Consider the following 7916-nt stretch of genomic DNA (forward strand, 5'->3'; position numbering starts at 1 on the left):
CGTGCAGCCGCAAGCCGCCGACTAGCGGGAGCTTGCGGTGCGATTCGCCGCGTTCGACCCTGTGAGCTTGGCTTCCCGCGCTGCGCGATCAATGACGTCCGAAACGGCCTTGGGCTGTGTCATGAAGACTGCGTGGCTCGCTTTGACCTCGGTGACCGTCGCGCCGATGCGCTTCGCCATCTTGTGCAGCATCCGGACATCGAAAGCCTTGTCGTCGGTCGCGATGACCGCCCAGCTCGGTTTGGTCCGCCACGCGGCGTGCTTGAGCTTGGTGGCGAACACCGACATGTTGATTGGCACCTGCGAGTCCCTCATGAACGCAGCGTCCGCATCGCTAGTGTCGCCGGCGAACCCGATCTTGAACTTCTCCCTGTTGACGAGGCCGAAGCCGTCCGCGTGGGTGTCAATGACGAACTCGGGTGCCGAGAAGCCGGTGTACTGCTCCGCGGTGGTCTCGCCGGCGTCGGGTGACAGGGCCGAGACATATACCAGGCCGACTACCTTTGGATCGACGCCGGCCTCGGTGATCACGGTGCCGCCCCACGAGTGGCCCACGAGGATCGTGGGCCCGTCCTGGCGGGCGATCGCGCGCTGAGTCGCCGCGACATCGTCAGCGAGCGATGTGAGAGGGTTCTGCACGATCGTGACCCGATAGCCGCGGCCCGTGAGTTCGTTGTAGACACCGCGCCAGCCCGAACCATCGGCGAAGGCACCGTGCACCAGCACGACGTTCTTGGCATGCGTCGGCTGCGCCTGGGCGCCGCCGCTCGCTCCGACGATGCTGGCGCTTGCGACAGCGGCGAAGATGAATTTGCGAATTCCAGTGTTCATGAGTAGGTCCTGTGAGGTTGGAGAGAACGATCGAGATCGTATAAAAACAGCCACCTAACAGGGTTGCAAAGTAAATCCATTTTTCGGCGATGAATTCGGCCATAAATGAAGTTTGCAGGTAATGATTGCGCTCAATGTTCAATGAACGAAATAAAAATGTGCGACGCCAGTTGCGCCGATGGACTCTCAGACCCCTCACGAAGGACTTGGGCATCGGGGCCTCATGACACGAGGTGCACAAAGGGTTGGCGGATGATCGGCCTTGATGGAGCACAAGCTCGCAATCCAGGGTGGAACTTCGGATAGCTGCATTCCCTTCGGTCGCTTTCGGCATGAAATGGCCCGATGCATTTCAAGCCTCCCGAACCTCAGCCCAATCCTGGCGCCAAGCGCGTCCGTCGAATCGAAGAGCTGCGAGGCCCGCGTGGCATTCCCTGGCTCGGCAACGCGCTGCAGATCGATCCTTCCAAGGCGCATCGGCAGTTCGAGGAATGGGCCGCCGAATACGGCAGCCCGTATCGCCTGAAGGTCGGTCCGAAGCGGATCGTCGTCTGGACCGATCACCACGTCGCCAACCAGTTGCTGCGGGATCGACCCAAGGCCTTTCGCCGTGGTGGCCGGATCTCACAGGTCCTGGAGGAGATGCGAATCGGCGGTCTCTTCGCCGCCGAGGGCTCTGCCTGGTTGTCGCAGCGCAAGTTCGTGATGCAGGCCCTGAACGTGACGCACTTTCCCGGCTTCTACCCCACGCTGCGAACGATCGCCCTGCGCCTGCATGCGCGCCTCACGCGTTTGAGCGAAGAAGGAAGGGTGGTGGACATGCTGCACGAACTCACGGGCTTCACCGTGGACGCAGTCTGCGCACTCGCTTTCGGCGCGGATCCGAACACGCTGGAACAAGGGCCGGACCGGATCCAGCGACAGCTCCAGCGAATCTTTCCCATGTTCATGAAGCGGCTGTTGGCGCCGTTTCCGTACTGGCGCTGGCTCAGGCTGCCGCAAGACAGGGCATTGGATGCAGCGCTCAACGAAGTCCATGCGTATGTGCAGACGCTCATCGACGCGGCGCGCGCGCAGATGCAGCGCACGCCCGGCCAGCCGCCGGCAAACCTGCTTCAGTCGATGCTCGCGGCCGGGACTGACGCCGATGCCGCCGCGATTGCTGCCAACGTGCTGACGCTGTTGCTGGCCGGCGAAGACACGACGGCGCATTCGTTGGCGTGGACCATTCCCTATCTGTGCGGCGATTCGGCATTGCAGGATGAGCTTGCCGCACAGGCACGACAGGCGATGGGTGGCGACGCCGTGTGCTCGGACTATCGCCTGCTGCGACAGCTCGACCTCTTCGAGGCCGTCGTGACCGAAGCCCAGCGCTTGAAGCCCGTGGTGGGCATGCTCTCATTTACACCGACGTCGGCGACGGTGGTCGACGGTGTCGCTTTGCCGCCGGACTGCATCGTCTATGCCCTCTCCCGGCCAGCCATGACCGATGCCTCGAACTTTCGCGATCCGCAGCACTTCGATCCGCATCGCTGGCTCGAACGCCGGGACGGTGCCGCGCACGAGCCCAGAGCCTTCCTGCAGTTCGGCGCGGGTCCGCGCGTATGTCCGGGGCGCCATCTCGCGGCCGTGCAGATGCGCTTGGTGCTCACCACCATCCTCAACAGCTTTCGCATGGAACTGGCGTGCGCGCCTGAAGCGATCGAAGAAATCAACGCATTCACCGTGATGCCCAGCCGGATGCCGGTGCGCCTTCGACCCCGAAACAAATGACCATCAAAGCGAACAACACAACGAACATGAACCCCAACCTCAAGAATCCATCGCGCGCCTGTCTCTGGACGGGTCGCATCCTCGGCGCCGTCGTGGTAATGGTCCTGCTGGCCGATGCGGGCGTGCTGCTGCTTGCGCCGCAGCTGCTCGCGAAGAACATGGAGGCTACCGGCTTCCCGATCGAGCTCTCGGCCGTCATCGGGGGCATCCTTGCCGCCAGTACCGCCCTTTAAGCGATTCCGCGCACCTGCATGCTGGGCGCAATCTTCGTGACGGGTTTCCTGGGAGGCGCCATCTGCACGCACTTGCGTCTGGGCGAGATGGGCTCGCCACCGCAGATCATCTGTGCGTTATTGGGCGCGGGAGCCTGGGCATCCTTGTACCTGCGAGGTGCGGCCGTCGGGCTTACGCGATCTCTCGCACGAAGCGCTCCAGAATCGGATTGAAGAGAGCCGGTGCGCCCCAGAAGGGTGCGTGCCCCACGCCTGGCAGGCGATGGCATCTGGCCTCCCACAGGTTGGCATACGAGATGCCATCCAGGAAATCAAGGTGAATGAAGGGGTCGTCCTCGCCGTTCACCACGGCGAGTGGCATGGGGTTGCTCTCCACCAGCTTTCGCTGGTCGACGCCCGCTCCTGCGTCCCGCGCCTGAAACAAGATCTCGCGCGCACGGCCATCGCAACGGGCGATCGCCTCTCGCAAAAAATCGTCGACACGGTCTCCGGCCATTCCGCGCGCGAAGTCGACGATCTCCGTGCTGGAAAGATTGCGCTTTCGGCCGAGTGCCCCATGGCCCGAGGTTCGGAAGCCGAGTGCGGCGTCGTTCCGGCCGACGGGTGGCGTGCCACTGATCATCAGACCACGTATGCCTTGAAAGCGCGCGGCCATCTCGATGGCAATGTGCCCTCCCAGGGACCAACCGAACACGATGGGTTCGCTGATGGAGAGCACCCGCAGCGCTTCGATGATTGCATCGGCAAAGCCAGGCCGCGTGTATGTGCGATAGGGATCGATCGCATCGTCCGACGCCCCGTGGCCGGGCAGGTCTAGCGCCAAGAGACGGCATGATCGCGAGAGCGGCCCGAGCATCTGGTGTCTAAAGATCCGTCCACAGGACGAGTTGCCGTGAACGAAGACGACCTGAGTCTTGCCTTTCCCCACCTCATCGACAGCGATGGCGCCGTGGGAGGTTGGGACACGATAGCTTTTGATTTCGGGATTGACCATGGTCAAAGGTTCCTTGCTTGTGGGCCCGCCAGTTTGAGGACGAGCGGCCAGGATGCCGTCCATGCATGCGCATCCACATGCGCACACGCGAACCGCGCAGGCCCTAGCCGGGCGTCGCGTCCGGATCCGGGCTCGCGCCGTGCGGCGTGGTCGTTGGTGTGTCGCCGAACTGCCGGCGGTAGTTCTGTGCAAGAGTCGAGCGATTGGACATCCCCCACCGCTTGGCGACTGCGAGCACGCTCTCGCGGCCCGAGAGTTGCTGGATCTCCGTGCGGATGCGCGCCATTCGCAGTCGCTGGATCGTTTCCGCGGGCGCCAAGCCAAGGTGTGTCCGGAATGCCTTCTGCAGCGCCCGTTCCGAAACCTCGATGTGCGCCGCGACCCGTCGGACGGATAGGGTTGCTTCGGTCAGATGTTCGAGGATGAACTGGTAGGCGCGGCGATAGCGCATCGGCAAGCGAAGCTGGTCCGCATCGGACTGCTCAGCCCGCTCCTGTTGTTCCAGGAAACGCGAGTACGGCACGCGCAGCAGTTCGGTGCGCAAGCGCGCTTGAGCCTGACTTGCATGCTGCCGAAAAATGCGCAGTGCCTCGGCATGCCTGCCTTGCAACGAGTGAAACCTCGAGGCGAGGTACTTGAGTTCGATCACGTGACAGTGATGCTGCTGTCGGGCCGCATCGGTCGCCAGCGGTCCCAGGATCTCGCTCGCCAGGTGTGCATTGCCATGGTCCAGCAATGCGAGCGCCGCCTCGATGCGGCCGGCTTCCTCGACCTGGTGCAGGCGACGTTCGCGCCACCATCGCAACCCGTTCAGCACCGGGACCGAGCCGCGCACCGAGCGAAGTTCCGGATCGACCAAGGCTGCGAGAAAGCGGAGGCGATGCGAAGCCAAGGGCATATCGGAGAGTTCTTGCGCGAGCGCACGCAAGGGTCGGAAGGTGCTCGACACCAGAGCCATGTGGCAGGCGCCGGTGGCCGGCTCGTCGAAGTTGCGCAACGCACGCTTTACTTCGAGTTCCAGCTCCGCGGCAGCGAGCAGCCGCTGCTGGGCGGCGGTTCCCTGCCTTGCCAGATAGACGGCATGTGCGAGCGTTCGCGAGGCGCGGCGCTGCTCGCCGATGCCTTGCACGGCGCTCGCCAGGCCGAGCAGCGCTTCGAGACGCAGCGCGAGCGGCGCATCGTCCGCATCGGCGACGACATTGAAGCTCTCGGCGGCGCGACCGGGCTTGTTGAGCGCCAAGAACAGGTAGCCGCGATCCATCGAACTCAACCACCGCACCTGCGGCCGCGGCAGCGCTTCGTACGAACGCAATTGCTTCTGGAACAGCTCTTCTGCATGCTCCGCGCGCCCCGCTGCGAGCAAGACCTGTCCCAGTACCTGACCCAGCACGGCCTGCCGCTTCGAGCCCACGTCCGGGCTGGCGCGATCCAGGCGCGCGAGGCCCATCCGCAGGCCGTGATGCATCTCGCCGTGCAACACGGCCGCCGTGACGTCGGCATCTCGCTGGTCGGCCCGCAGGCATGACATCGCAAGCATCAGCATCGCGCGCGCCCCCGGCGCGCTTCATGAACCGCGATGAGCGATGAGGAGAGGGGAGAGAAGGTACTTTGGCGATTCACGATGACGCGGTGCATTTGCAGGGCGAGAGCGTGAAGTTTGTCTCATGAATATCAAAAGTATCAAATTTGCATGAATACTCGACTATTTTATTGGGCAATGCAAATCCAGCTCTTCGTAGGAGCGTGGGCCGATCACTCACTTAAACACATACCATCTAGGTAGGCGCCGCTGCCACCGAGCTTCCGTAACCGTCGATCGATCTCCGAGCGTTTCGTTTCATCAGGAATGCTCTGGTTGCTTTGCACTGGACGATACGACGCTTACCTTCCCCAACGACTCGGAAAGGTTGTTCGCAAGCTCCCCGGTAGAGCCTCAAGTCGCGCCCAAGAATCGCCTTGTCCAGCAACCACCCCGGCTCGCGCCGCGTAGATGCGAACCACTGCGTCGGTCACTTCGGTTTCATCCCGAATTGAATCTACGGTCCACCCCGCGAGAAGCGCAGCGCCGGCCTCCTTGACCTCAACGAGGGAGGAGTTCGAGAGAGATTGATGTTCGACAGGCATAGAACTGGGCGAGCGTCGTGAATGTCTGGTCTTGGCCGAGGCTGTGTGGAAACGCCCTCGTCGCGCCAGTATGCCGAACTCTGGTGCTGTCGATGCCTGGTGGGCTTCAAGACCGCCAGTAGGCGGATTGTCGAGAATGGCTGCGTTTGATGTGCACTGAGGCGCCGCATGTCGGCAAGGCTGCGTTTGAGAGGCTCACGCCCCCACCAGCTGCATCGCCTTCATCGTCTTCGCGATCCCCAGGATTCGCATCACCCGCTTGAGGTTGTATGCCAGCACGTGCAGGCTCATCTCGGTGCTGACGTGCGCCAGCGTCTTCGTCAGGAAGTGGGTGGACCCCATCCAGTGCTTCAGCGTACCGAACACGTGCTCCACAGTACGTCGTCGCAAGGTCATGGCGTCAAGTTTCCTGTCCAGCCGTCGCTGGACGCGCTCCAGAACCTCTTCGTGTTCCCATCGGCGGATGCGCCGGTAGTCGCTGGTTGTGCACTCATCTTTCATGGCGCAACGGAGCGCTGGCCGTCCGGCTCGTGCTTCAGCTGTTCCTTGGTCTCGTCGAGCTGGCGCATCTGCTCGCGCAATCTCTTGATCTTGTCCTGCAGCCGCTCGGTCTTGGCCTCGACCTCCGCGGGCTGCGTACGGTCGGCGGTTTCCAGCGCGTCAAGATAACGTTGGATGCTCTGCTCGATCTGCCGCTGGCGCGCATCGATCTTGGCTGGCGTGACGTTGCGATCCCGGCTGTCGACCGCTTTGAACTTGCTGCCATCGATGGCCACGATGGCCTGCGTGAACAGCTTGAGCTCCCGGCACATGCCGACGAAGCGCTTGCAGACGTTGCGGATACCCGCCCCGTTGTCGTGACGGAAGTCGGCGATGGTCTTGAAGTCCGGCGCCAGTCTGCCGGTGAGCCACATCAATTCGACGTTGCGCTGAGCCTCGCGCTCCAGGCGCCGGCTGGACTGGATGCGGTTCAGGTAGCCGTAGATGTAGAGCTTGAGAAGCACCACCGGGTGGTACGCCGGCCGACCGGTAGCAGCTGGTGAGGTGCCTATCAAACCGAGTGTCTGAAGATCCAGTTCCTCGACGAAGGCGTCGACTACTCGCACCGGGTTGTCTTCGCCGATATAGTCATCAAGACATTCCGGCAACAGCGCGACCTGCTGTCGGTCTTCGCCTTCGATGAATCGCTTCATGCGCCACCTCGTTCTGACGGGTTGGCAGATTTTATTTGGAGCGAAGCCATCAACGAAGTGCTTTCACACGACCTCGGCCGGCAACCGCCGATGCTTCCTCGGCTCAGTCAGGGCGAGAAACATCCTCTCCAAACATCATGCGGTGACCGTCAATGGTCTCGATTCCAAACTCTCGCATGCCCCAGGGCTCTGTGCAAAGAGCCTTGACCATCTGCACAGATCCTTGTGCAAGCCAGTGACATCGTCGACCTCAATGTAGGCCATATATGAGTGCTCGCCCAGCTCCCGTGCGGCAGGTGTGTCCGGGCACTCTCCCGCCATGATGGTGCAGGCGTCGCGTCTGAACAGACGCCAGCCGGGTACTTCCTTCCATTCGATCGAGAACCCCAGGACGTCGCTGTAGAAATCCGCGGACCGGGCCAGGTCGCGCACTGCGATCACAAGTCGAGGTTGTTTGAGCATGACGAATATGACGAAGGATCGAATGACTATCCCAGCGCGAGATCGCTCTCGACGGCCTGCTGGCAGGCCATGCCGCGCATGCGGAAGGTGCCCGGTTCCAGCCGAGGAATGGAGAGGCCGTGAATGGTCAAGGATTGCATCTATTTCTTGCTCGTTGATGTAAGGAGCTCAGGCGCTTGCCAAGCCGGTGTAGAGGCCGCGCTCAAAAGCACCGAATAGTTCGACCATGCGCGCGTCGTAGAACGGCAGCAGTTGCGTGAATACCGCACCGGTCACTTTCTTGACCGGGTCGACCCAGAAGTAGCA

At 62.4% G+C, this 7916-nt stretch carries 6 protein-coding genes and 1 pseudogene; 2 read left to right on the forward strand and 5 right to left on the reverse strand.

The genetic code is table 11. From position 1 onward, the window contains the following. Positions 1-21: 21 nt before the first annotated feature. Positions 22-831, reverse strand: a complete 810-nt coding sequence (locus tag V9K97_RS22155) for an alpha/beta fold hydrolase (protein ID WP_337320749.1) — start codon at positions 829-831, stop codon at positions 22-24. A gap of 345 nt (positions 832-1176) precedes the next feature. On the opposite strand from V9K97_RS22155, the gene V9K97_RS22160 reads away from it, so the two are divergent. Both V9K97_RS22160 and V9K97_RS22165 read left to right on the forward strand, forming a co-directional pair. After that, a complete protein-coding gene (locus tag V9K97_RS22160; RefSeq protein ID WP_337320751.1) occupies positions 1177-2604 on the forward strand; it encodes a cytochrome P450 in 1428 nt (475 codons plus the stop codon). Further along, complete coding sequence (locus V9K97_RS22165; RefSeq protein ID WP_337320753.1) at positions 2601-2837, forward strand: hypothetical protein; 237 nt, start codon at positions 2601-2603, stop codon at positions 2835-2837. Before V9K97_RS22160 ends, V9K97_RS22165 begins: the two co-directional genes overlap by 4 nt. A gap of 172 nt (positions 2838-3009) precedes the next feature. Here the strand turns inward: V9K97_RS22165 and V9K97_RS22170 are convergent, their stop codons facing one another. The 4 genes and pseudogenes from V9K97_RS22170 to V9K97_RS27310 all read right to left on the reverse strand — a co-directional run bounded on the left by V9K97_RS22170 (position 3010) and on the right by V9K97_RS27310 (position 7610). Further along, a complete protein-coding gene (locus V9K97_RS22170; RefSeq protein ID WP_337320754.1) occupies positions 3010-3894 on the reverse strand; it encodes an alpha/beta fold hydrolase in 885 nt (294 codons plus the stop codon). Between the two features lie 40 nt (positions 3895-3934). Next, entirely contained in the window at positions 3935-5374 is a 1440-nt protein-coding gene (locus tag V9K97_RS22175) for a helix-turn-helix transcriptional regulator (RefSeq protein ID WP_337320756.1), read from the reverse strand. A gap of 776 nt (positions 5375-6150) precedes the next feature. Next, a pseudogene (locus V9K97_RS22180) lies at positions 6151-7148 on the reverse strand (transposase). 135 nt (positions 7149-7283) lie between these two features. Continuing rightward, positions 7284-7610: a VOC family protein gene (locus tag V9K97_RS27310; protein ID WP_443303957.1), complete on the reverse strand. Its 327-nt coding sequence runs from the start codon at positions 7608-7610 to the stop codon at positions 7284-7286. Positions 7611-7916 lie beyond the last annotated feature (306 nt).

It is taken from the genome of Variovorax sp. CCNWLW186 (genome assembly GCF_037203865.1).
GTDB lineage: Bacteria > Pseudomonadota > Gammaproteobacteria > Burkholderiales > Burkholderiaceae_C > Variovorax.

Bases quoted from the DNA above. Each gene is read 5' to 3' on its own strand.
- V9K97_RS22165 (WP_337320753.1), top strand. From the start codon at position 2,601: ATGACCATCAAAGCGAACAACACAACGAACATGAACCCCAACCTCAAG.
- V9K97_RS22155 (WP_337320749.1), bottom strand. From the start codon at position 831: ATGAACACTGGAATTCGCAAATTCATCTTCGCCGCTGTCGCAAGCGCC.
- V9K97_RS22175 (WP_337320756.1), bottom strand. From the start codon at position 5,374: ATGCTGATGCTTGCGATGTCATGCCTGCGGGCCGACCAGCGAGATGCC.
- V9K97_RS22160 (WP_337320751.1), top strand. From the start codon at position 1,177: ATGCATTTCAAGCCTCCCGAACCTCAGCCCAATCCTGGCGCCAAGCGC.
- V9K97_RS22170 (WP_337320754.1), bottom strand. From the start codon at position 3,894: ATGGACGGCATCCTGGCCGCTCGTCCTCAAACTGGCGGGCCCACAAGC.
- V9K97_RS27310 (WP_443303957.1), bottom strand. From the start codon at position 7,610: ATGCTCAAACAACCTCGACTTGTGATCGCAGTGCGCGACCTGGCCCGG.